Annotated in this window: 20 protein-coding genes and 1 tRNA gene; 14 read left to right on the forward strand and 7 right to left on the reverse strand. The window is 58.4% G+C overall.

The features are described 5' to 3' along the window. The first annotated feature begins 96 nt into the window (after positions 1–96). Positions 97–186, forward strand: a tRNA-Ser gene (locus FIU92_RS06435). A 52-nt stretch (positions 187–238) separates the two neighbouring features. On the opposite strand, the gene FIU92_RS06440 is transcribed toward FIU92_RS06435, so the two are convergent. After that, the gene (locus tag FIU92_RS06440; RefSeq protein WP_152457781.1) at positions 239–1,168 is read right to left on the reverse strand and encodes a LysR family transcriptional regulator; all 930 of its coding nucleotides are present in this window, start codon (positions 1,166–1,168) and stop codon (positions 239–241) included. Between the two features lie 111 nt (positions 1,169–1,279). Here FIU92_RS06440 and FIU92_RS06445 point away from each other — a divergent pair, with 111 nt between their 5' ends. From FIU92_RS06445 to FIU92_RS06465, 5 genes are read left to right on the forward strand one after another with little or no spacing between them, the layout of a single operon-like run. Beyond that, positions 1,280–1,987, forward strand: coding sequence for an NAD(P)H-dependent oxidoreductase (locus tag FIU92_RS06445; protein WP_152457782.1), 708 nt, complete (start codon positions 1,280–1,282; stop codon positions 1,985–1,987). Positions 1,988–2,005: 18 nt separating this feature from the next. Then, positions 2,006–2,308, forward strand: a complete 303-nt coding sequence (locus FIU92_RS06450; protein WP_152457783.1) for a DUF1330 domain-containing protein — start codon at positions 2,006–2,008, stop codon at positions 2,306–2,308. Positions 2,309–2,357: 49 nt separating this feature from the next. Then, entirely contained in the window at positions 2,358–3,134 is a 777-nt protein-coding gene (locus FIU92_RS06455; protein ID WP_152457784.1) for a CmcJ/NvfI family oxidoreductase, read from the forward strand. A 12-nt stretch (positions 3,135–3,146) separates the two neighbouring features. Continuing rightward, entirely contained in the window at positions 3,147–4,115 is a 969-nt protein-coding gene (locus FIU92_RS06460; RefSeq protein WP_152457785.1) for an LLM class oxidoreductase, read from the forward strand. 22 nt (positions 4,116–4,137) lie between these two features. Next, positions 4,138–4,926, forward strand: a complete 789-nt coding sequence (locus tag FIU92_RS06465; protein WP_152457786.1) for an SDR family NAD(P)-dependent oxidoreductase — start codon at positions 4,138–4,140, stop codon at positions 4,924–4,926. 423 nt (positions 4,927–5,349) lie between these two features. Here the strand turns inward: FIU92_RS06465 and FIU92_RS06470 are convergent, their stop codons facing one another. Genes FIU92_RS06470 through FIU92_RS06490 form a run of 5 tightly spaced genes read right to left on the reverse strand, consistent with a single transcriptional unit; the run spans position 5,350 to position 10,149 of the window. Then, positions 5,350–6,828, reverse strand: a complete 1,479-nt coding sequence (locus FIU92_RS06470; RefSeq protein ID WP_152457787.1) for an aldehyde dehydrogenase — start codon at positions 6,826–6,828, stop codon at positions 5,350–5,352. A gap of 9 nt (positions 6,829–6,837) precedes the next feature. Next, positions 6,838–7,872, reverse strand: a complete 1,035-nt coding sequence (locus FIU92_RS06475; RefSeq protein WP_152457788.1) for an LLM class flavin-dependent oxidoreductase — start codon at positions 7,870–7,872, stop codon at positions 6,838–6,840. A 3-nt stretch (positions 7,873–7,875) separates the two neighbouring features. Further along, on the reverse strand, positions 7,876–8,793 hold the full coding sequence (locus FIU92_RS06480; RefSeq protein WP_152457789.1) for a flavin reductase family protein: 918 nt from the start codon (positions 8,791–8,793) through the stop codon (positions 7,876–7,878). Then, the gene (locus tag FIU92_RS06485) at positions 8,790–9,578 is read right to left on the reverse strand and encodes an alpha/beta fold hydrolase (protein ID WP_152457790.1); all 789 of its coding nucleotides are present in this window, start codon (positions 9,576–9,578) and stop codon (positions 8,790–8,792) included. The genes FIU92_RS06480 and FIU92_RS06485 overlap by 4 nt, the downstream gene beginning before the upstream one ends. Next, positions 9,550–10,149: an amino acid synthesis family protein gene (locus tag FIU92_RS06490; RefSeq protein ID WP_152457791.1), complete on the reverse strand. Its 600-nt coding sequence runs from the start codon at positions 10,147–10,149 to the stop codon at positions 9,550–9,552. Before FIU92_RS06490 ends, FIU92_RS06485 begins: the two co-directional genes overlap by 29 nt. A gap of 106 nt (positions 10,150–10,255) precedes the next feature. On the opposite strand from FIU92_RS06490, the gene FIU92_RS06495 reads away from it, so the two are divergent. Then, entirely contained in the window at positions 10,256–11,098 is an 843-nt protein-coding gene (locus FIU92_RS06495) for a LysR family transcriptional regulator (RefSeq protein WP_152457792.1), read from the forward strand. 33 nt (positions 11,099–11,131) lie between these two features. Here FIU92_RS06495 and FIU92_RS06500 read toward each other — a convergent pair whose 3' ends face one another. Next, positions 11,132–12,316, reverse strand: a complete 1,185-nt coding sequence (locus FIU92_RS06500; protein ID WP_152457793.1) for a M24 family metallopeptidase — start codon at positions 12,314–12,316, stop codon at positions 11,132–11,134. Between the two features lie 194 nt (positions 12,317–12,510). On the opposite strand from FIU92_RS06500, the gene FIU92_RS06505 reads away from it, so the two are divergent. The 7 genes from FIU92_RS06505 (at position 12,511) to FIU92_RS06535 (ending at position 20,744) form a co-directional block, all read left to right on the forward strand. Further along, positions 12,511–13,656, forward strand: coding sequence for a Xaa-Pro peptidase family protein (locus FIU92_RS06505; RefSeq protein ID WP_152457794.1), 1,146 nt, complete (start codon positions 12,511–12,513; stop codon positions 13,654–13,656). Next, the gene (locus tag FIU92_RS06510) at positions 13,653–14,363 is read left to right on the forward strand and encodes an aspartate/glutamate racemase family protein (RefSeq protein WP_152457795.1); all 711 of its coding nucleotides are present in this window, start codon (positions 13,653–13,655) and stop codon (positions 14,361–14,363) included. The genes FIU92_RS06505 and FIU92_RS06510 overlap by 4 nt, the downstream gene beginning before the upstream one ends. Before the next feature lie 137 nt (positions 14,364–14,500). Continuing rightward, on the forward strand, positions 14,501–15,601 hold the full coding sequence (locus FIU92_RS06515; RefSeq protein WP_152457796.1) for an ABC transporter ATP-binding protein: 1,101 nt from the start codon (positions 14,501–14,503) through the stop codon (positions 15,599–15,601). A 103-nt stretch (positions 15,602–15,704) separates the two neighbouring features. Next, positions 15,705–16,796: an extracellular solute-binding protein gene (locus FIU92_RS06520; protein ID WP_152457797.1), complete on the forward strand. Its 1,092-nt coding sequence runs from the start codon at positions 15,705–15,707 to the stop codon at positions 16,794–16,796. A 72-nt stretch (positions 16,797–16,868) separates the two neighbouring features. Next, the gene (locus tag FIU92_RS06525; protein WP_152457798.1) at positions 16,869–18,143 is read left to right on the forward strand and encodes an ABC transporter permease; all 1,275 of its coding nucleotides are present in this window, start codon (positions 16,869–16,871) and stop codon (positions 18,141–18,143) included. Between the two features lie 5 nt (positions 18,144–18,148). Further along, entirely contained in the window at positions 18,149–19,360 is a 1,212-nt protein-coding gene (locus tag FIU92_RS06530; RefSeq protein ID WP_152457799.1) for an ABC transporter permease, read from the forward strand. A 163-nt stretch (positions 19,361–19,523) separates the two neighbouring features. Further along, positions 19,524–20,744 (forward strand): aminopeptidase P family protein, encoded by a 1,221-nt coding sequence (locus tag FIU92_RS06535; RefSeq protein WP_152457800.1) that lies wholly within the window; start codon positions 19,524–19,526, stop codon positions 20,742–20,744. The last annotated feature ends 31 nt before the right edge of the window (positions 20,745–20,775 follow it).

Consider the following 20,775-nt stretch of genomic DNA (forward strand, 5'->3'; position numbering starts at 1 on the left):
GTCGGTGGGTGCATTGATTAAATTGCGCTATTCCCCTGAATTCGTCGAATTGGGGCCTTGCAAATCCGACGGCATTCGTCCAAATATCGCCGGCACGGAGAGGTGGCCGAGTGGTCGAAGGCGCACGCCTGGAAAGTGTGTAGGCGGGAAACCGTCTCCAGGGTTCGAATCCCTGTCTCTCCGCCACCATCACCATTGCGAAACTTGAACTGCACCTGTCCGCGAACGCGATGCACGATTACAAGCTGTCCTGCTGCGCTTCGACCCAGCCGGTGCCTGACCTGCCGCCGAGTTTTTCGACGAGAAAATCCATGAAGATTCGTGTCTTGGGCGTCAGCACGTTCGAGCGCGGATAGATCAGCCACAGCCCTGCATGATCATTCAGCCGCCAGTCAGGCAAAACCTGCCTGAGCCGCCCGGAGCGCAGTTCATGGGCCACGCTCCAGAGTGAGTTGATCGAAAGCCCCGCTCCGGCAAGCGTTGCCTCGCGTTGCGCGGTGCCATCATCGACGATGGTTCGGCTGATCATCGCGCGCGGGTTCAGGACCGCCTTCTGACCAGCAGGATCAACCAGTTCGCGCCGGTCGAGATTGGCCCACGCGATGAAGCGATGCGCCGTCAGATCCTCAGGTTTCGAAGGCACTCCGTGCCGCTCGAGATATTCCGGCGCAGCGCAGAGCAGGCGGATGTCATCTGAAAGTTTGCGCCCCTTGAGGCTGCTATCGGCCAGCGGCGCGTTGCGCAGGGCTAGGTCGAAACTGCCCTCGATGGCGTCGAAGGGCTTGTCCGACAGTCGTAGGTCCAGCGTCAGGTCGGGATAGCGTTGATGAAACTCGGGCAACAGCGGCATGATGTGCAACTGGGCAAAACTGCTGGGGGCTGCGAAACGCAAGGTGCCTGTGGGGCCGGTATCCGTGCCTCCGAGGGCAGCGCGCGCTGCATCCGTCTGGGCGAGAATTTCACGCGCATAAGGCAGAAACTCCGACCCTTCCAATGACAACGACACCTTGCGCGTGGTGCGGTGCAAAAGCTCGACGCCAAGTTCGTTCTCAAGCTTGGCCAGCCTGGCACTCGAAACCGCCGGTGCAAGGCCAAGCTCGCGCCCGGCGGCGCTGATATTGAGCCGTTCGGCCGCCATGACGAACAGGCGCAGGCTGTCGGTATCCATATTGATTATATCCAAAATGCGAAAACTGAACTTATTTTTCACCATCTTTTTCTTGGTCTTGCAAGTGATAAGTCAGGTGCACACCGACACACACCCCAACGGAGACATAAAATGAATGCGATCACCGAGGTGAAGACCGATATCAATGCGCAGATCATTGAGGCCTTCAATTCTCGCCATGCCACCAAGATCTTCGACCCTGAACGCAAGGTGAGCGACGCTGACTTCGAGACGATCCTCGAGGCCGCCCGCCTGTCGCCCACCTCGTTCGGGCACGAGCCCTTCCGCATCCTGATGATCCAGTCGCCCGACAAGCGCGAGCTGTTCCGCGAGTTTTCATGGGGTGCCAACGGGATGATGAACGGGTCGACCGGCCAGCTTGGCACCGCCAGCCATTTCGGCATCATCCTTGCGGCGACGGGCGAACTGATGCGCGCCGGATCGGATTATCTGCAAGACCACTACCGGCAAGTGAAGCAGCTGCCCGAGGAAGTGATCGAGATCTTCAACGGCGCATACGGCAAGTTCCAGGCCGAGGATCACAAGATCACCTCTGACCGCGAGATCACAGACTGGTCGGGCAAGCAGGCCTATATCGTGCTGGCCAACATGATGACCGCCGGTGCGCTGATGGGGATCGACAGCTGCCCGATCGAGGGCTTCGACATGGAGCGAACGACGCAGACGCTGGCCGAACATTTCGGCGTCGATACCGCGAAATGGAAACCGGCGGTGATGTTCGCCTTTGGTCATCGCGCGAAAGATCCTGAATTTCCCAAGACCCGCCGCACGATGCAAGACACCGTCGCTTGGTTCTGACCCCGAAGGAGATACACGATGACCTATTATTCCGTTCTGGACGTCACCCCCACCGCCGAGGACTGGATCCCCGGCTACCTGCCCACCGCCAACGAACGCGTGGCGGCACATGGCGGCAAGTATCTTGCGCGTACCGCGACCCACGCGCAGATGGAAGGCGAGGATCAGCCCGCCGGGCTGAGGATCATCATCGAGTGGCCTTCGGAAGAGGCGGCCCGCGCCTTCATGGCGGACTCGGCCTATGCACCGCATCTGGCCGCCCGCACCAAGGGCTCGGTCAGCCATCACTACCTGATCGCGGGGCAGGACGACCTCGCCTGAATGCAGCTCTGGCCCGGTATGCCGGGCCGGCACCCCTAAGGAGGCTTTCATGACCCGGACCGGAACCGTCAATTATCATGTTCACAAGCCCGCGCCGCAGGCATTCGTGCTGGACGCGGACAGCATCGCTGGCAATCTGGTCTCGCCCGAACTGGCCGCGACCGAGGTGGCGCTGACCGATCTGCGTGCCGGGCGAGCAGGGGCCAGCTTTGTCTCTGACGGGTTCGAATTTGGTGTGGCACCGACGCGGGTGACCAGTTTCGAATCCCTCGGCTGGCAAAAGGTTTACGACCGCGAACTGGCCGAGTTGCTCTGCGACCGGATCGGCGCGCGCGAGGTGCTGTTCTTCGACCACACATTGCGCATTGACGACCCGGCAGCCAACCGCCGCCCCGCGCGCAACGTGCACAGCGACCTGAGCCCGCAAGGTGCGCACCAGCGGCTGGTGGACATCCTCGGGCCCGAGCGGGCGCGCGATTGGGCGGCGGGGCATTACGCCTTCGTTAACCTGTGGCGGCCGGTGGAAAACCCGATCAACACCGCCCCGCTGGGTTTCGTCCGCCCCGCAACCGTGGACGACGCGGACTGGATCGACATCGACTTGATCTATCCCGACCGGCGCGGTCGTATCCTCGGTCTGGCGGCCAATCCGCGTCATGATTGGGTGTATCTGTCGCGCATGACGCCGGACGAGATCGTCTGGTTCAACATCTACGACAATCGCGGCCGTCCAACGGTGGGCCACAGCGCGATTGATCTTGCCGAAGATCCCGATCGGCAAACCATCCGCAAAAGCCTGGAAAGCCGGGCGCTGGTGCGGTTCTGAGAAAGGCAGAAAATGCTGGACAAATCCAACACGCCAAACTTCGCGCCGCTCAACCGCGCGTTCAACGCGGTGTTCCGCCCTGGTAGGCTGAGCATTGGGCTTGTGGTCCCGCTCGAGGCAAACCGCAACGATCCGGTACCTACTATGACGCGCCATCTGGCGCGCGCCGCGCTGGCCGACGAACTGGGCTTTGCCGCGCTTTGGCTGCGAGACGTGCCCTTCAACGTGCCCTCGTTCGGCGATGCGGGGCAGGTGTTCGATCCTTTCGTCTATCTCGGCGCGCTGGGTGTTGCGACGCGCGACATCGCGCTTGGCGTGGCTTCGATCGTGCTGCCATTACGGCACCCGGCCCATGTGGCCAAGGCGGCAGCCTCGGCCGACCAGCTGTCGGGCGGGCGGCTGCTTCTGGGTGTGGCCTCGGGGGATCGTCCCGAGGAATACCCGGCGCTGAACAAGGATTTCTCTGATCGCGGGGCGCGCTTCCGTGACAGCCTCGCCTATATCCGCGCCATGGCGCAGGATTACCCGCGACTGGATAACCCGCAAGGCGACCTCTCTGGTGGTATCGACATGTTGCCTAAGCCTGCTGCCGGGCGCTTGCCGCTGCTCATCACCGGTGGCAGCCAGCAGACGCCAGAGTGGGTGGCGCGCCACGGTGACGGCTGGATGACCTATCCGCGTGGTGCGGCGGCGCAGTCCCGCGTTGTGGCCGACTATCGAGCGCGCGTGGCACAGGCCGGCTTGCCCGACAAACCGGTGATGCAGTCGCTCTATGTTGATCTGGTGGACCAAGCCGACGCTCCGCCGCGCCCGATCCATCTTGGGTTCAGTGCCGGCACCGATTACCTGCGCCGCTACCTGCACGAGATCCGCGATTTGGGCATCAACCACGTGGCACTGAACCTGCGCTTTAACGTGGCCGGGATCGAACCCACCCTGCACCGGCTGGCCGGCGAGGTCCTGCCCGAGTTTCACGACTGATTTCATCCCCAAGGAGGCCTCAATGCCCAAGACTATACTGATCACCGGCGCGACCGACGGCATCGGCCTGTTGACCGCCAAGACACTGGCGGCCGAAGGTCACCGCGTGCTGCTGCACGGACGCAGCTCTGACAAGCTGAAGGCCGCCGCACAGACGGTTGGCGGCAACCCCGAGACCTTCCGTGCCGATCTTTCCGATCTGGACGAAGCCGCCGCGCTTGCTGACACCGTGCGCGCCCGGCACGACCGGCTGGACGTTCTGATCAACAATGCCGGTGTCTACAAGACTCCGCACCCGCACCGGGCCGACGGGATGGATGTTCGGTTCGTGGTAAACGCGCTGACGCCCCATGTGCTGACCCGACGGCTGTTGCCGATCATCCCAGCCGAAGGGCGCGTGGTGAACCTTTCATCGGCCGCGCAGGCGCCGGTGGATGTAGAAGCGATGCACGGTAAGCGGCAATTGAGTGACATGGAGGCCTATGCGCAAAGCAAGCTGGCTATCACGATCTGGTCACGGGAAATGGCGCGCGCGCACCCAACGGGCCCAGTCTTTGTCGCGGTCAACCCTGGCTCGCTTCTGGCCTCAAAGATGGTCCGAGAGGGTTTTGGAATGGCCGGCAATGACTTGGCGATCGGCGCTGATATCCTGCGACGGGCCGCGCTGTCGGACGAATTTGCCAATGCCTCGGGGCTGTATTTCGACAATGACAGCGGGCATTTTGCTGATCCACACTCAGCGGCGGCCGACCGCGATCACGCGGCGCGGGTCAAGGATGCTATCGCGGCGTTGACCGACGGCGGAGTTTAGACCTGCGATATGCCCGTTGCTCTTGCGCCGGCTTTGAGGCGTTCGATCCCGCTTGGGCCAGGCACAGTGTTTCGACCTCAGTGGCCATGCCTCCGGCAAGCCAAAGCGGCAGGTGGGCGTCTGGGACCTGCGATGCGCGCAGTTTGGACTACCGGAGCAGGTTTTCGACAACAGACCCACCGCCTTCGTCACTACATCTGATGGGCACCAGATATTATTATCTCTTTGCAGAAATTCCCTCGTGCGCCCGCAAAACTCTGAGGACGAGATTGGTGAAAAGATGCTGGCTCAAAATTCGGACCATATTGCGTGCACGAGATTTGAAGACGCAGCTATTTGGCTGGGACAGTTACAAGAGGGTTTTCAGATGACCCTAGACGCTAAAGTCCGGCGCCTTTGACAAAACAATGCTACAATATCTTGTCACCGCATGACGAATGGGTTCGACATTGGCTGTTCCGACGTATTTAGCCAGACGGTTTTGGTCCTTGTGTAATCGTGAATTGCCTCGATCCCGGCTTCCCTGCCATAGCCGGATTGATTGTAGCCACCAAACGGAGCAATCGGGGACACCGCGCGATACGTGTTGATCCAACAAATTCCCGATTTCAGACGGGATGAAACCCGATGGGCGCGGGCAACATTTTCAGTGAAAACGCCAGACCCAAGCCCGAACAGCGAGTCGTTGGCCAATGCGATCGCTTCTTCTTCCGTGTCGAATGGCAGCAAAGACATTACAGGGCCGAACATTTCGACCTTCAGCGTCTCGGTCTCTGGGTTCGAACATTCCACCAGCGTAGGGGCCATGAAGTTGCCCGGCCGGTCCAGAGGTTTCCCCCCGAAGCGGATGCGTGCGCCTTGTTCTGTGGCTTTCGCCAAAGTCGCCTGAATTCTTTCCACCTGAGCTGTGGTGCATAGCGGGCCAATATGGGTGGCCGTTTCCAATGGATCGCCGATTGCGACGCCCTTCATCTTCTCTTCGATCTTGTCAACAAGCGCTTCCAGTATCGAGCGATGTATCAACCCGCGCGAGCCGGCCACGCAGCTTTGACCCGAGGCGCCGAAGTTTCCCGCAATCAAACCATTGGCGGCGCCATCCAGATTGGCATCATCAAAAACGATGATCGGGGATTTCCCGCCCAGTTCCAAAGTGGTCACCGCAAAGTTCTCAGCCGAATTGCGCACGACATGGCGCGCTGTTTCCGGGCCGCCGGTGAATGCGATCCGGTCCACGTCCGGGTGCCGGGTAAGCGGGATGGCGCAGTTTTCGGCATCCCCCGTAATGACAGAGACGACACCGGGCGGAAAGCCAGCTTCATCGATCAGCCGCGCGAACTCCAGCATCGGAGCGGGCGCAATTTCAGAGGCCTTCAACACGACCGAACAGCCTGCTGCTATCGCGGGGCCAAGCTTGGTCGCGGTCAGGAACATCTGTGCGTTCCAGGGGACGATTGCGAGCACCACGCCAATCGGTTCGCGCTTGGTGAAGACGTGCATGTCCGGTTTGTCGATCGGAAGAACCGCCCCTTCGATCTTGTCCGCAAGCCCTGCATAATATCGATAATAGTCACCGACATAGGCTGTTTGGCTTGCCGTCTCGGCAAGCAGCTTGCCGCTGTCTGTGGTCTCAAGCTGGCCCAGGTGTCCGGCGTTTTCCTCGATCAGTTCGGCAAGTTTGAACAACAATTTGCCGCGTGCGGTTTGCGTCATGTCGCGCCACGCGGGATCATCAAGTGACCGACGCGCGGCGGACACGGCGCGGTCAACGTCTTCGGGTGCGGCACAGGCGAAACTGGACCATTCTTGGCCCGTCGCCGGGTTTTGCGAATGCATCACTTGCCCGCGTGCCCCTCCGGTCCACGCGCCGTCGATATAAAGCTGGAAATGTGGTTTCTGATGCATCATCGATCCTTACTGAAACTTTGGCATGACGTCGTCGATGAAACGGGCCAGCGATGCGCGTTTGCGTTCGAAACTCATACCGCTGTCTATCCAGAACGAATACTCATCATAACCCAGATCTTCATAACGTTTCAGACGTTCCGTGACCCCATCCGGGGTTCCAACAGTCAGATCGCGCGCCAGGTTTTCCGGTGCCATCATCGTGTTGGCCGCAATCTCTTCATCCGTCAACGTCTGGATCAAGCCCTGCCGGACTGGCCGCTTGTTTTGAAACCAGGCCCCGAAGTAGTTGTAGAAGCGCGACAATTCCCGAGTGGCTAGACCCAGATCATCATCGTCGCTGCCAACGTAAGTGTGATGCAGCAGCATGATCTTGGGGCGCGGCCCCTCATGGTTTGCGCACGCATCTTCAAAGCGGCCCATCAGCGTTTCAATCTCATGCATGCCCTGCCAGAGCGGTGTGACCTGAATGTTGAAGCCGTTCTGCACACCGAATTCATGACTGTTCGGATCCCGCGCCGCGATCCAGATGGGCGGCCCGCCGGGTTGCACCGGTTTGGGGGCCGAGGTGGTGGCGGGGAATTTGAAATACTCTCCATCATGGGCACAGTCACCCGCCCACAGCCGGGGTAAAAGCGGCGCGATTTCCCGCATGCGCTGGCCAGCATCCCAGGCATCCATTCCCGGCATCATCCGTTCATATTCATACGAATAGGCGCCGCGGGCGATGCCCAGCTCGATACGGCCGCCTGTCATCAGGTCCGCCGCAGCCGTTTCGCCCGCCAGTTTGATCGGATGCCAGAACGGCGCAACAACTGTACCCGTGCCAAGCCGCACATTCTTGGTGTGATGTGCGATATCGACCAAAGACATCAAAGGGTTGGGCGCGATCGTAAAGTCCATCCCGTGGTGCTCGCCGGTCCAGACGGCGCGCATTCCCGCCTCATCGGCCATTTTACACAGCGCGATGAATTCTTCATACAGCTTCTCATGGGGTTGATCGGGGCTCAGCCGTTCCATGTGTGCAAAAAGGGAAAACTCCATCCATCAGGTCCTTTCAGAAAAGCTGTGCACGTCGCCTTGCTGCGCACTGCCCAGATACAGTGAGAAGTCGCGGGTTCGGCTTTCCAGCGCGAAACGAGAAATCATGGTGGTGATTGGCGTCGTCGAGTAGGCAAGGGTTGCCAGGTCTTCAATCGCGACGGCCTCAAGCTTGCCGTGTTTGGGAAGTTCCGGCGCATTGCCCAATATGTAGACATTATGCGCTGTGGCATCGTCATAGACCGAGTAGACGACGCCAAGACATGCGTCGATGCCACGATCATGCAGATCCTGCCGAAGGCTGTCGCGCAACTGTCGCCGGTCGGACAATGTGACCTGCGGCGGCCTGAAACCGGCTTCCGTTTTCTCAAGCAGCACGCGGCCTTCGTGTTCGATGATTGCGCCACAGACAATCTTGCGCCCCGTCGGTTCAAGCGCCCCCCGTTCCAGCCCAAGGCTGAAATACTGCCCGTTCGCGTAGCCCAGCGCCGGGCGGTCGTTGTGGGAATAGGTTTCGACCTGTCCGATCAGAACGCAATGGTCTCCTGCCTCGATCACTTGGTGGGTCCGGCAGGAGAATGTCGCGACCGCGCCGTTGATCAAAGGGATCTCTCGCGCGTCGAGGTCATGGTCGGTTTTGGCGAACCGGTCACCTTTGAAGCCGGCGAAAGTGTTGGACACATCCTCTTGCCCCTCGGCCAGAACACTCACCGTGAAATGGGTGCAGGTCGAGAATTCGCCGTATGAAGACAAGTTCTTGCCGGGGCAGACGATCAACAGCGGCGGGTCGAGCGAAACCGAAGTGAAGGAATTTGCCGTGAAGCCCAGGGCCATGCCAGAGGCGCTGCGCGTGGTAACGACGGTCACGCCGGTCATGAATTTGCCGAATGCCCGCCGGAGGTCGCGGGGGTCGAGTTCGGTCATGATTGCACCTCGCTTTGAAAGCTGGAAATGGCGGCGTTGACCTGACTTGCATGTGTCATCGGCATCATATGGGCCGCCCCATCGATGATCAGCGCGCGGCCGTTCGGGGTGATTTCAGCCATTTTAAGCGATATGTCTGGGGTGGAGTTCGGCTCCTGACTGCCGGTTACGAACAGCGCGGGGCAGGCGAGTTTCTCCAGCGCGTCGCGCCGCGGATTTTCGTCTTGGGCAAAAACCGTATAGGCCAGCTTGTAAGCAGCCGGATCCATGGCCGTCAGCCATTCGCAGCAGGCATCATGTTCAGGCGAACCGATGTCACCAAACCACCGGCGCAGCGTGCTGGTTGGGTCAACCGGTGTTTCCCCATCCAGTCCCGCCGCACGTTTCTGAACCGCCAGTGCGGCCTTTGCGCTGCGTTCAAAAACGGCATTCATTGCCACGACGCCGCAAATCCGGTCGGGCGCCTTGGTGGCAAGATCCAACGCGATCATCGCGCCCATCGAGTGGCCGACAACAAGGACCGGACCGTTCAGATTGCCCAGCACGTTCCCTGCGGCATCACTGTATTCCGACAGTTCCGCACCGAAAAATCTCAGCGGGCTTTCGCCGTGACCGGGCATGTCCGGTGCCGTCAGGCGCGCTTCAGAGGCCATCCCGTCCAACTGCGCGCCCCAGGCTTCGGCCCGCAGGCCAACCCCGTGCAGCAACAGGATGTCCGGACCTGCGCCTGTCTGGATGGCGGCCAGCCCGCCGATTTCAGACCGCGGCCGGGTTGTCCACGTCATGACCCAAATCCTTGAGATCCTGATACCGGTCGCCGATCCGGTGATGCGGTCTGCCCGAGGTTGCCGCCCCCAGCACGACGACAATTTCGTCGTCGCGCGGTGCGTCCGGGATCGAGAATTGAACGGTCAGGTAGTGAGACCGCCGCCCGGCATCGTTTTTGTCCATCAATGGCACCATGATCGGCGCATTTGCGGGGCCGCGCGTGTTCGTGAAAGCCAGATAGGATTTCGCGCTGACAGCCTGCCGGTAGTGATTGCCGAACCGAAGGGTATGAATAATGCCCGAGGCGTGCTCGACCTCGCCATTCAATCCGACGACGGCTGCCTTGCCATAGGCTTCGATTGCGTCGCCACTGCCGGCCAACGCGATCATGCGGTCCGTCATCATCTTTCCCAATACGGGGCCATATGCTTGGATTTCCGGTTTGAGGTCTTCGACATATCGACCCGCCCAGGGATTGGTAATCACTGCGGCCACGGCAAACATGCGCCATGGCATTTCCGCAGGGCGAAATCCCTCGACAAGAACCTCCTCGTCGTAGGTAACAATCTTGCGTATTTCCGGCTTCATCACACCTCTCCTGTCGCGCTGGGAAAAGGTAGAAACGGGTGTGATTTTTGACAAACGATTGAATTATGTGCTTTCGCATTAAAAAGATTAATGGCTAACTTGATCAATGGCAAAATCACTTCCCCCCCTGACCTGGTTCCGATCCTTCGAGGCGGCGGCCCGGACCCTGAGTTTTACCGCGGCGGCCGAGGAAATCGGCCTGACCCAATCGGCCGTCAGTCAGCAGGTGAAATCCCTTGAGATCCGTCTGGGGACAGCGCTTTTCATAAGGCATCCGCGCAGTCTGGCCCTGACGGATGCAGGGCGGAAACTGCTGCCCGAAGTCGGCAGTGCGCTTGAGGCGCTTGCCGCCGCCGCCGGAAGGGCTGACGCTAGCGCACCAGGAGATGTCCTGACAGTGGCCACATCTGTCAGCGTCGCGCAATGGGTCATCGCCCCAAACCTCGCGGACTTCACCACCCGCAATCCCGAGATCAGTGTGCGGCTGCTCAGCGCAATCTGGCCTGACGATTTTCACGCGTCGCAAGCTGACGTTCAGGTCAGGTTCGGATCGGAAAAACAAGTGGGCAGGGGGGCCGAACGTTTGTGGCCGGACAGGCTTGTCGCTCTCAAGGCGCCGACGATTGCAGGGGATCCGTTTGACCTTCCCCTGATAGAGGCAGTCGGCACTTCAAGCGGATGGAAGACGTGGTTCGACAAGCAGGGCGTACAGCGGCAGCCTGCCGTTTTCGTCGATACGTTCGGCATGGCGCTTCAATTGGCGGTTCATGGCAGCGGGGTTGCCCTGATCAGCGAGTTTCTGGCGAAACATGCGATGATAACCGGTCTTGTCGAAAGCGCACATGACAGCACCGTCGACTGCAACGAAGGGTATTATCTTTCCGCCAATGCCAGCAGTCCGGCGGCCACATTGTTTCGGGGCTGGTTGCTTGAACAGATAAGTGTTTGATCAGGCGCGGGCCTAGGATCGTTCGTGCACCACTCAGGGCTTGACGAATACTTTGCGTGGTCGTTTGCACAGACACTCTGCGGGACCGTTTTCCTTGATCAGGATGGTTTCGGTGATCGCAAGCCCCCAATCATCCATCCAGAGCCCGGGCATGAAGTGAAATGTCATGCCAGCTTCAAGGATCGTATTGTCTTCGTCCCGCAGCGAGATCGTGCGTTCGCCCCAGTCCGGAGGATAGCTGAGGCCGACAGGATAGCCACAGCGAGCACCGCGTTCGATCCCCGCACGTTCGAGAGGCGCCGCCAGCGCTTTGGCGATATCCTTCGCGCGATTGCCGGGGCGTGCAGCCTCCAGACCGGCTTCCAACCCCTCGACCAAGGCGGCCTCGGCCCTTTTGAGATAGTCAGGCGGTTGACCCAGAAAAACCGACCGGCAGAACGGAGCATGATACCGGCGATAGCAGCCAGAGAGCTCGAAGAAGGTGCATTCGCCCGATTTGAACACATCTCCATTCCAGGTCAGATGCGGCGCGGCGGCATCTGAGCCGGACGGCAAAAGTGGGACGATGGCTGCGTAATCCCCCCAGTCATCACCGACGCCCGTGATTGCGTCATGGTAGATCTGTGCGACCAGCTCGTTCTTGCGCAGGCCGGGTTCAACGCGCTCAAGCACGCCGTCAGTTACAAACTCTGAAATCCGGGCCGCCTTGCGCATCAGGGCGATTTCTTCGTCGGATTTCACGACCCGTTGCCAATTGACCAAGGCCGTTGCATCGATCAGGCTCGCCCTGGGCAGTTCCGTCGTCAGAGTAATATGGGCTTTGGCCGAGTAGTAATAATTGTCCAGTTCCACCCCAATTCGGCTTTGGCCGTGTCCGCAGTCCGCAATAAGTTTGGCCAGATCCTGCATTGGATGCCGTGTAGTCGACTGCACGAAGTGATCCGCGTATCCGAAAACCCGATCGTCCCCCATCCACACCGTGCGCAGCGCACCGTTTGCATCCTGCCGGCGCCCCCACCAGATCGGGTCCGCGTCAAGAAAGATCAAGGCACCCTGGTGAACGTAAAATGACCAACCCTCATACCCGGTGAGCCATCCGATGTTCGAAGGGTCTTCGACAAAAAGGCAGTCAATTCCCTTTGCGGCCATCTCCTTTCGGGTCTTGGCAAGACGGCGATCATATTCCGCCCGGCTGAAGGCTGGATCAGAGTGGGTCATTGGCGCCTCCGGTCAACAAAAGACTTTGGTTGACAGAACCCTACCGATCCGCTCACGTCAACGAACGAAAATTCAGGGGGCTGCATGAAAGCCGATATCAATCTACACCGAACGGGCCATAGCACCGGGCCATTCAAGCGGTGTCGTTTCAACGGTTCAGCCTGCATGCGGCGCCCCACCTCTGAGGTCGCCGGATGAGAGGGTTCGAGCCAGCAGAGTTCGCAGCGCGCGCCGAACGCGCACAGGTGATGATGAATGCCGCGGGCCTGTCGGCGCTGCTACTGACCACGGAAACCGACGTGCGTTACTTTACCGGATACCTGACCAGATTCTGGGAAAGCCCGACCCGTCCGTGGTTCCTTATTCTGCCTGCGGTTGGAAAACCGGTTGCGGTCATCCCCTCGATCGGCGCCTCGTTGATGGGGCAAACCTGGATCGACGACATCCGAACATGGAGCTCACCCGACCTTCAGGATGACGGCGTCTCGCTTTTAACGGATGCCCTGACGGAATTGACACCCCTCAAAGGCCGTATTGGAATGCCCGATGGTCACGAGACGCACGCGCGTATGCCCGTGTCGGATATTGAACGCCTGCGAAACAGGCTCGGTTCGCGCCACATCACCGGAGATCACGGTATTTTGCGCCAACTTCGCATAGTCAAATCCGAGGCGGAAATCGCCAAGATCGAAACCGCATGCGCCATAGCCGGTCGGGCCTTCGCCCGAGTTCCCGAGATTGCTCGGGCAGGCGTGCCTTTGGATGAAGTATTTCGCGGTTTCCAGATACTCTGTCTGGAAGAGGGTGCCGACTGGGTGCCGTATCTCGCAGGTGGGGCAGAGCAGGGCGGTTACTCTGACGTAATATCGCCGGCGTCTTCGTCCCCCTTGGAGGATGGCGATGTACTGATGCTTGATACCGGCTTGGTCTGGGATGGCTATTTCAGTGACTTCGACCGCAACTGGTCGGTCGGCCCAGCAATACCCGACGTGAAATCTGCTTACGCTAGGCTGATTGAGGCGTCTGATGCTGCTTTCGAGATTGCCCGCCCCGGCGCCACCGCAGCAGAGCTGTTTCATGCCATGAACACCGTGCTGACCAAGGCATCCGAAAGCACAGATGCCGGTCGGTTGGGGCACGGGTTGGGAATGTCGCTGACCGAATGGCCGTCGCTCATCCCGACGGACCAGACAGTTCTTGAGCCAGGCATGGTGCTGACCTTGGAGCCGGGCGTTGCCGTTGGTGGCAAGATCTTGGTTCACGAAGAAAACATCGTCGTAACAGACGATGTTCCGCGCTTTATCAGCCCGCGTATCGGGCCGGAGATGATCCAGCTATGACCTACGTGCCTTACACGCTTGACGAGGACGACCCGCAAGCCCCGCCGCTTGGATTGATTGTTCTTCAAGTCGACGAGACGATTGAGCCGGAGTTCAGCACGATTTTCTCGGGCCGGAAAAGCCCGTTGTATGTAACACGGATACCCAGCGGCATTGAAGTGACACCGGAAAGCCTGGCCGAGATGGAAGAGGCCCTGCCGGCGGCGGCGGGATTGCTGCCCAGCGCGCGTCCTTTCCGGGTGGTGGGTTATGGCTGCACGTCAGCAAGTTCCGTCATTGGATCAAAGCGTGTGGAGGAACTTGTCAAACAGTCGTGCAATACAAAAGAGGTTACGAACCCTTTGCGCGCGGCCACGGCCTGCGCCGCGGATCTTGGCGTGTCCAGGTTTGCGCTGCTGTCGCCTTATGTCGAAGAGGTCAACGCACCGCTGCGTGCCGCGTTTTCAGAAAACGGAATAACCATGGATGTTTTCGGGACATTCGGGCAGGCCGAAGAGGCAAAGGTTGCTCGGATTTCGGTGCAGTCCGTGATCGAGGCCGCGACGAAACTGGGATCTGATCCGTCGGTCGAGGCCGTTTTCCTCAGCTGTACCAATCTGCGCACGATGGAAGCCATCCCCGAGATTCGCAAGCGGATCGGCAAGCCTGTTCTTTCAAGCAATCAAAGTCTTGCATGGCATATGGGTCGTCTCAATCTTGCTGATTGAAACAGCAAATATGATATGAATATTCGCAAAAGCGTCATCTAATGTTGCCAAGTGCCTACTGCATGGTCTTAACTGCTGACTACAGATCAATGAAATCCGCAACTCTCGGATAATCATTTGACGCAACAGGGGGTCTTGTGACCGACACAAATACTGATGCCGCGTTTGTTGAATTCCAACGCGTACAAAAATCTTATGATGGCGAGAATCTCGTTGTCAAAGATCTCAACCTTGCAATGCCTAAAGGCGAATTCCTGACCATGCTCGGGCCGTCCGGGTCTGGAAAGACTACCTGCCTTATGATGCTTGCCGGATTCGAAACCGCCACACATGGCGAAATCCTTCTTGACGGGAAGCCAATCAACAATATCCCTCCACACAAGCGTGGGATTGGCATGGTCTTCCAGAACTACGCCCTGTTTCCGCATATGACGGTGGCCGAAAACCTTTCATTCCCCTTGGAAGTTCGCAAATTGGGCAAGTCTGAACGGGATGAAAAGGTTCAGCGTGCCCTGGATATGGTTCAGATGGGTGCGTTTGGTGGGCGACGCCCGGCTCAGTTGTCTGGCGGTCAACAACAACGAATAGCCTTGGCGCGCGCCTTGGTTTTTGAACCCGAACTGGTGTTGATGGATGAACCCCTGGGCGCACTGGACAAACAGCTGCGCGAGCATATGCAGTTTGAAATCACGCGTCTTGCGCATGAGCTTGGAATTACCACGGTCTATGTGACGCATGACCAGACCGAAGCGTTGACTATGTCGGATCGTGTCGCTGTGTTCGACGATGGCCGTATTCAGCAGCTTGCACCGCCTGATCAACTTTATGAAGAACCAGAAAACAGCTTTGTTGCCCAATTCATCGGGGAAAACAACACCTTGGAAGGTGTCATTAAATCGATTGATGGCGACACATGCCTTGTCCAACTTGATGATGGCTCTGAAATTGACGCGGTTCCGATCAATGTTCGCAATCCGGGTGAAAGGACAAAGGTGTCAATCCGGCCTGAGCGGGTGGAATTCAACAAGGATCGCTTGCACGCCGATGCTCATACGCTGAAAGCGACTGTCAAAGAATTCATCTACATGGGTGACGTATTCCGTTTCCGCATGTCCGTTGCAGGAAATGATGAATTCATCGTCAAAACACGGAACGCGCCAGACGCAATCCGCCTGACCCCAGGTCAGGAGATCGAGATCGGCTGGCTGGCTCAGGATTGTCGTGCGCTCGACGCATAGGCCAAGTCGCGCGGAACAAGCGCGACCTCACTGAGGGACCGGCTGGTGAAAACCCGTGCATCAGTCGACCACACACATAAACGGGAAGAACTGGGAGTAATTCATGAAGAAAACCAAAACATTGTTGACAGCAGCTGCAGTTGGGGCGGTTGCCGGCGGTGCGTTCGCCGAGGAGATGACGATCGTTTCCTGGGGCGGCGCTTATTCCAAATCGCAGCTGAAGGCGTATCACGAGCCCTATTCTGAAAAGACAGGTGTCACCATCCTGAATGATGACAGCTCGGCCGAAGCGGTTGCAAAACTGCGCGCGATGAACGAAGCCGGCAATATCACCTGGGACGTGGTCGATGTTGTGGCCGCAGACGCAATTCGTCTGTGTGACGAAGGGCTTGCGCTGGAAATCGACTTTGACACCCAGCTTGCGCCTGCGCCGGATGGCACACCTGCCTCGGAAGATTTCGGCGACCTGTTGGTCAGCGACTGCTTTATTCCGCAGATCGTGTATTCGACCACCTTCGGTTACCGTACTGACCTGGTCGGCGATACACCCCCAACCGATATCTGCGCTGTATTCGATCTGGAAGCTTACCCCGGCAAGCGCTCGTTGGAAAAACGCCCGATCAACAATATGGAATGGGCCCTTTTGTGCGATGGCGTCGCGAAGGAAGATGTCTATGACGTTCTGGCCACTCCGGAAGGTCAGGATCAGGCGCTGGCCAAGTTAGACACCATCAAAGACAGCGTTGTCTGGTGGTCTGCGGGTGCCGACACGCCGCAGCTGCTGGCCGATGGAGAGGTTGTCATGGGTTCTACCTATAACGGCCGTTTGTTCAGCGTAATCGAAGAGCAGAAGCAGCCGGTCGCCATGCTTTGGGACGCTCAGGTGTTCGATCTGGATGGTTGGATCATTCCCGCCGGTCTGAGCGAAGAGCGTCAGAAGCGCGCGCTGGACTACATCATGTTCGCGACCGATACCCAGCGTCTGGCGGATCAGGCCAAGTACATCTCGTACGGCCCGGCCCGTGCATCGTCGGCTCCGCTGGTGGGTAAGCATGCCGAACTGGGTATCGATATGGCACCCCATATGCCAACCGATCCGGAAAACGCCAAGAACACGTTCCTGTACAACTATGAGTTCTGGGCGGACTACCGTGACGACATCGACGCCAAATTCCAGGCGTGGCTGGCGCAATAATCCAGTTTTGAATTGGTGACACTGTCAGGGGCGGGAAACTGCCCCTGACCCCAAAAAAGCCAAGGGGCAACAATGACCGACGCCACCCAAAACGCGGGCCCTATGCTGGCCGCTGATGGAACACCGCTCAAGCAGTCGCTGGCGCGGTCGCTACGCAGGCAAAAGCTCCGGGCGTTGCTGTTGGTCGCTCCGCTTCTCCTCTTTGTCCTGTTTTCATTCATCGTTCCCATTGCATCGATGCTGTTCAGGTCCGTTGAAAACAGTATCGTGTCCGACACGCTTCCCTTGACCGTGGAAGCCCTGAACAACTGGGACGAGCAGTCAGGTGAGTTGCCGGGTGAGGATGTATACGAGGCCTTTGTCCGCGACATGATTGTTGCGATTGACAACAAAGAGCACACAAGGCTCGGTTCGCGTTTGAACTACGAAGAGACTGGCATGTCTTCGATGTTCCGCAGGTCCGGGCGCCAGATCAAAAAACTGGACCCTGAAACGGATGGGCCGTTCAAGGAAAAATTGATCGAGATTCATGACGGATGGGGAGATCCGCAAACCTGGCGAGTGATCAAGACCCACTCACCAGCGATTACCAATGGTTACTTCCTGAATGCCGTCGATATGCGCAGAACCCCGGAAGGCGCACAGGCCCAACCCGAAGACAAGCAAATCCTGATAAAGCTTTTTGGACGTACTCTGTTCATGTCGCTCGTAATAACAGGTGCTTGTATCCTGCTTGCTTATCCTGTCAGTTATTTGTTGGCGACACTTCCGATGCGGGTATCGAACCTGTTGATGATACTTGTCCTTTTGCCCTTCTGGACGTCCCTTCTGGTTCGAACGTCCGCCTGGAAGGTCATGTTGCAGCAACAGGGGGTTATTAACGATACCCTCGTTTGGTTGGGGCTGGTCGCTGATGACGCTCGCCTGATCATAATCAACAACCAGATCGGCACCATCATCGCGATGACACACATCCTTTTGCCGTTCATGATCCTGCCAATGTATTCGGTGATGCAGACCATTCCGCCGTCTTACACGCGTGCGGCCAAATCCATGGGTGCAACGAACTGGACGACGTTCTGGCGCATCTACTTCCCGCAATCCGTGCCCGGAATCGGTGCCGGTTCGATCCTCGTGTTCATTCTGGCGATTGGGTACTACATCACGCCCGAGATCGTGGGCGGCACCAAGGGCGTCTTCATCTCGAACCGGATTGCCTATCACATCTCGTCCTCACTGAACTGGGGGCTGGCTGCGGCCTTGGGTACGATCCTTCTGGCGGTCGTTCTGTTGCTCTACTGGGTCTACGACAAGATCGTGGGCATCGATAACGTGAAGTTGGGATAATCAAGATGGCAGCACTGACACCGATATCCCGCAAACCCATGTCCATGGTTTTGCCCAGTGTCGCACTTGCCGGGGCATTTGCCGGCATTTTCGTCGGGGCCGGAAATGGTTCGGTCCTTCTGGGCATACTGGGCGGAGCCGTCCTGATCGCGGGGCTGGCCTGGGTCTACATAAATATCGTGAAGAACGAAAACCTCGCACGCTTGATCAATATCATCGGATTCGGTGTCGTGGGTTTTTTAGTGGCCGGGTTGATGGGCGGTGTATTGGGGCTGCTCGGCGGCTGGTTTTTCGCCTGGTTTATCTATTGGTTGTATGAGGGGCGGTATCGGCGCAAGCTGCTGCCGTATCTCACGGCACAACAGGTTTTCTATCACTACCTGTTTCGCGTGATCTGTGGTGCGATCTTCGTCTTTCTGATCACGCCGATTCTGGTGGTGTTGCCGTTGTCTTTCAACGCGCAGGACTTCTTTACCTTCACGCCCGAGATGCTGCGGCTTGATCCGGAAGGCTATTCGCTGAAGCATTACCGAGATTTCTTCACCAACAACGAATGGCAACGCAGCTTCAAGAATTCGCTGATCATCGCGCCGATTGCGACGGTTATCTCGGTAACGTTGGGAACGCTGGCCGCGATCGGGCTCAGCCAGTCTCACGTTCCAGGACGCCGTGCGATCATGGGAATTCTGATTTCGCCTATGATTGTTCCGCTGATCATCTCGGCGACGGGTATGTTCTTTTTCTACAGTGATATCGGACGTTTCCTCGAAGGTACACTTGGCATGAACAAGAACTTCGTAGGCTATCTGAAAGTTATCCTGGCCCACGCAGTGCTAGGTATTCCCTTTGTGATCATCACCGTGACGGCGACCCTGGTGGGCTTTGATCGATCTCTGACACGGGCGGCGGCCAATATGGGCGCAGGGCCCGTTAGGACCTTCTTCAAGATACAAATGCCGTTGATTTTGCCGGGCGTAATCTCGGGCGGCCTGTTTGCCTTCATCACATCGTTCGACGAAGTGGTCGTGGTCTTGTTTGTGGGATCCGCCTCGCAAAAGACATTGCCGTGGCAGATGTTCACCGGCCTGCGGGAACAGATCAGTCCAACCATTCTGGCGGTCGCGACAATCCTTGTGGTCCTATCCATTGCCCTGCTGACGACGGTCGAACTGTTGCGGCGCCGGTCAGAGCGTCTGCGGGGTCTTTCACCCGCTTGACGCAGCAAACCGTCTGATCTAACGATTCACCTGTTCATCTCTGCCGCGATGGCGTCGCGGCGACTACGGAGGTGATCGGCTCTCGGACCCCGAGACCGCCTGTCCTGAACGCCGGGACATGTGGCCGGGAAAATGCATGTCCGGCATAGATGAGAGACCAAAGATGACTGACATTTCTAACCGCCCTCAGTTCTTCACCTGCCATAATGGCGACAAGGCCCCGTTGCCGTTCAGCAAATCCGAATATGACCGCCGTCTTGGCAAGCTGCGCGCGATCATGGCCCAGCGGGATATCCCGGTGGTGCTGCTGACATCGATGCAGAATATCGCCTATTATTCGGGCTTTCTGTACTGTGCGTTCGGGCGCCCTTATGGCTGTGTTGTAACCCAGGACAACTGCACCACCGTTTCCGCCAATATTGATGCCGGACAACCCTGGCGCCGGTCGGTTGGAGACAATGTGATTTATACAGACTGGAAACGCGACAACTATTGGCGGGCAGTTGCGAGCCTGATCGGGAATGCAAAGCGGATCGGCATCGAAGGCGACCACATGACGCTTGCGGCGCGCGACACGGCGCTGAACACGCTGGACAAGCCAGAGTTGGTTGACATCGCGGCCGACACCATGGCTGCGCGGATGATCAAATCCGCTGAAGAGATCGAATTGATCAAGGGTGGAGCGCGCACGGCCGATGTGGGTGGTGCTGCGATCCATGCCGCAATCCGCGAAGGCGCAACCGAAATCGAAATTGCGATGGCTGGTCGAGACGCGATGGAAGTGGAAATCGCGCGGGCCTATCCGGATGCCGAATACCGCGACACATGGGTTTGGTTTCAGTCGGGTTTGAACACCGACGGCGCGCATAACCCGGTCACCAAACGCGCGTTGCAAAAAGGTGATATCCTGTCGCTGAACACCTTTCCGATGATCTCGGGCTATTACACCGCCCTGGAACGGACCCTGTTTCTGGGCGAGCCGGATGCCGACAGCCTGCGCCTGTGGAAGGCCAATGTGGCCGCGCATGAACTTGGATTGAGCCTGATCAAACCCGGTGCCACATGTTCCGGTATCACCGCCGAGATCAACCGGTTTTTTGCCGACGAAGGCCTGCTTCGATATCGTTCCTTCGGCTATGGGCACTCGTTTGGTGTTCTGAGCCACTACTATGGTCGCGAAGCCGGTCTGGAACTTCGCGAAGACATCGACACAGTGCTGGAACCCGGCATGGTGGTCTCGATTGAGCCGATGCTGTGGATCCCCGAAGGCCAGCCCGGTGCTGGCGGTTACAGGGAACACGATATTCTGGTGGTGGGCGAAGGCGGAGCCGAAAACATCACAGGCTTCCCCTACGGGCCGGGACACAACATTATCGACGCCTGAGGTTTTGGGTGGAGCTTCCGCTCCACCCGCT

The sequence above is a fragment of the Ruegeria sp. THAF33 genome, from assembly GCF_009363615.1.
GTDB lineage: Bacteria > Pseudomonadota > Alphaproteobacteria > Rhodobacterales > Rhodobacteraceae > Ruegeria.